Source organism: Pelovirga sp., from assembly GCF_059864205.1.
This window is the reverse complement of record NZ_JCBCBS010000145.1, coordinates 1-3,478: the sequence shown is the minus strand read 5'-3', so window position 1 is coordinate 3,478 and position 3,478 is coordinate 1. Positions and strand designations below refer to the sequence as shown.

General features: G+C 54.8%; 3 protein-coding genes. All 3 read right to left on the bottom strand.

The window, feature by feature from the left end:
• Positions 1-50: 50 nt before the first annotated feature.
• Positions 51-572: an Lcl domain-containing protein gene (locus tag AC6F7T_RS09200; protein WP_500718111.1), complete on the bottom strand. Its 522-nt coding sequence runs from the start codon at positions 570-572 to the stop codon at positions 51-53.
• A gap of 13 nt (positions 573-585) precedes the next feature.
• A complete protein-coding gene (locus AC6F7T_RS09195) occupies positions 586-2,592 on the bottom strand; it encodes an STT3 domain-containing protein (RefSeq protein ID WP_500718108.1) in 2,007 nt (668 codons plus the stop codon).
• On the bottom strand, positions 2,592-3,478 hold an 887-nt coding region (locus AC6F7T_RS09190), incomplete at its 5' end, for an Lcl domain-containing protein (protein ID WP_500718106.1). The genes AC6F7T_RS09190 and AC6F7T_RS09195, both read right to left, overlap by 1 nt.

Below are 3,478 nucleotides of genomic sequence, written 5' to 3'. Positions count from 1 at the left end.
GGCGGTATCCAAACATCCGGGCGCATGCAATGCGCCCCTACACATCAAATTCACCACACAACATCACGGACAAAACGTACCGGCAATTTTCCGGTTTTCACCGTGGCGCTGACGGTACCGTAACCGAAATCGACACTCCAGGCACCTTGTGGTGATCCGGCGTAGGGGGATGATGTCCAGTAAAAGAGGCCCGGAGTATCAGGAAAAACACGGCTGTTGATCGCCGGCTGGGCGCAGGATTCCTCGACAATAAATTCCAGTTCGTTCTTGTTCGGCAACCGCCAGTCGGCAAATCCGGCGTATTCGTATCCTGCGGATGCGGTCAGGGCTTCCGCCCAGCTCAATAGTCTCGGGTCGCCGCTGCACCCCCGACCATCCCACTCTTGTCCGAGACTGCAGCGTGCCCACATCAGCCCTGTAGTTTTATGGGTCGCTGTTCCCTTATCAGCGGTGACAAACACCTGGTCCACCGATGTCGGTGTCAGCAACTGATTACAGACCTGTTCTGCTCCTAACGGCAGCCCGGCAGTCAAGAGCAAACAACAAATGAACCCTGTGAGCCGTTTTTTCATCGCGTCCATCCCGTCACCGCTTTCGCACCTTGAACACCCGAGCCACCGGAAAATTGTTATAGATCTCTTCAAAATAATTCGGATCATAATTCCCCAAAACATACTGCTGATTGAAATTGGTCTCAAACAGACGATTTTCAACCACCTGCACCTGATACAGTTGACTGTCGCGATAAATCATCTGCAAATAATGCGTTCCGTCGCTTCGAAAGTCGTGGCGCGCCGTCACCGAACCATTATTGACCGTCAGCACGGCGTTCAGGGGCACATTGACGATGCCGTCGGTCAACACGCCCCGATTCAGGTCAATGGTGCCTTCATCACACTTATACAGGTTGCCGATGCGGGAAATACAGTTCCACCGCTCATAGAACACCCAGTTACTTTTAAGAGCGGTAAAATCCCAGGCTCCCGCCTCGGTGATCGAGCCGAATTTGCGGATCATATCTTCACTGTAAAGAAGATAGACATGATCACCACCATAGCTGCCGGGATATGAGAAAACGCGTCGTTCCAATTCGCCACCGGTGACATGGTCCCGGGCTATCCATTCCTCGAGAGACCCAAAACCGTGATCCTCCAGATAGGACACAAAAGCGAACAATTCCTCCTGGCGGGAAGAAAACAACGCCTTACCAATCATTGTCGTACGCAGGCTGCCGTGCAGTGCGCCATCATGGTAGGTAGCAAAATCACCCACATCCATCAGCAGGTAGCCGTTATCCCACCAGGTGAGCATGGCTGCATGTTGCGGCACCATTTTCTTGACATCCACAATTGCCCGAACATACCCCGCCGGAGCAATCGGCTTTGGTTGGCGATCGTACCAGGAAAAAGATGTTGTGGTAAAAAAAACCACCAGCATCACCGCCACCGCGACAGGCACATGGAACGTCTGCGGCGCACGCACCCATGTCAACCCCTTGCGTAGCGATAGTTCAATCACAACCCCGACCCCGATCCCAACCAAAGGAGCCAGGTACATGGCAAAACGCACCGGCCCGAACAAAGACCACACCCCCAGCAGCAGCATCGGGACAACCAGCAACATCCGCCGCGGGGAACGCAGCAGCAGATACAGCAGACCGAACAATCCCGCAATAACCAGGGGCAGCAGCCCATGAACTCTTTTCAGTACGACCAAGGGCTCAAAAACCTGCGCCTCGGCGATCAGCTCCATCACCCCTGGCCAGACAATAGCACCGGAGGTGGAGTGGGAAAAATACGCGCGCAGAAACACCAGCACCGACTCGATACTGTAGGTTGCATAAATCGGTCCTGAGCAGATCAAAAACACCGATAAAAGCAGCAGGGTCTGCTTCCAGGGGACTCGGCCGAACAGCAGATAAAGTGCCATGACCAGCAGGTACACCAGCATGATGCCGGGTTGCTCGTACCACCAGTTGTACAGATACATCATGCCACCGGCACCTGCTGCCGACAGCAGATTGCGCCGGGGTGCAGCATTCCTGTCTATCGGCAGAATGAAGCAGGCAACAGCAAGGGGGAAAAACAGGTTAAGCATGTCGGTATCGACAAACCCCATCCAGCTGCGTTCATAGTAAGCCCGACTGAAGAGTCCCACCAGGCCACCGATGACGGCAGAGGCACCGTAACCCAATCGTTGAAAAAAGAAGAACAAGGGAAAAACAAACAACCCGCCGAGCAGCGGCACCAACACCAGACCGGAAAGATAATAATCTCCATCGGTAAACCTTGCCCCAAAGCTGATCAGATGGGCCAGAAGGTTCGGGTCAAAATATTCTATCCCGTCAGGATAACCCTTGACAGTATTGACCATTCCCTTGCCGAGATATCCGGCATCGAGGTCCCTGGCCATTTTCAACCAGTGGTAGGCATCCATCGAAGACATCAGCGGCATGTCGTCAACAAAATGAACCTGGGGTTGCGCTTGCCAAAGACGGTAGCTCTCTAATTTTTTCCAGATCGAGAGACCATATACCGCCAGAACACAAACCATCACGAACAGCATGGTTTTTTGAACAACAATCTGGCGCATCAGGGGTTATCCATGCCAAAGGTCACCGACTCGCCACTGACCAGGCGTAGCGGTTTGGCCTGCTTTTTTTCGCCAGGCGCCACCTCTCCATAGAAAAAATACACCTGCCAGGCCATCAGGGGGTTATCTGCATAAGGGGAGGAGGTCCAGAAATATTCCGAGAAGGCATCGGGAAACTGTCTCACGTCGAGGGCCGGATTGAAGCGCCCGTTATCAACAATCGACAACAGCTCCTTGCGCGTCGGCAGGCGCCATTCCTTGACCCCGCATAGTTGCTCGCTATTGACAGCGTCAATATAACTGAAGGTGTCACAGCTGCTACCGCTGCAGCGCCCACCGTTCTCAACCCCGGCGTCACCGCCATTGACGGTATCGTTCGGCTGGTACCAGCTGTAGGTGTGTTGGGCGGCGCGTAGCCCCGATTCTTCCTTTAATTCCCACGTCAGCCCGGTGACATTGTCACGATTGCAGGCCCAGTTATCGAAACCTTTGCCGGTCATCGGATTGGGCGGGCAGCGCCCCTCTCCAGCGGCCTCGCCACTGCGACAGATTCTGGTAAAATCGAAGCCGGCAGCCCCGCTGCCACTTTTTTTCAATGTGCGATTCAACGCCGCCTGATCGCGACCGAACATGGCATCCTGCCGCGGATGGCTGGCGGCCAGCGCATCGCAGCCGGCCATCTTGTCGCCCCGCACTCCACTGATCTCACGATTGCCGGTGGCGTCGGCACACCAGTCAATTCCGCTATCGTTCAGGCCACCAAAGGGAACAGCGGTGACCGGTTCGGAGTAGGTCAGGCGACCATTGGCATAACGGGCCAGCAACTGAAACCAGTAGGCCTGGTTAATGCGCAACCCGTCGATGACCAGCGCTGGAGCGATACCGG

What these genes read in the sequence shown, in the direction of transcription:
- AC6F7T_RS09200 (WP_500718111.1), bottom strand. Translation starts at nt 572, where the DNA reads ATGAAAAAACGGCTCACAGGGTTCATTTGTTGTTTGCTCTTGACTGCC.
- AC6F7T_RS09195 (WP_500718108.1), bottom strand. Translation starts at nt 2,592, where the DNA reads ATGCGCCAGATTGTTGTTCAAAAAACCATGCTGTTCGTGATGGTTTGT.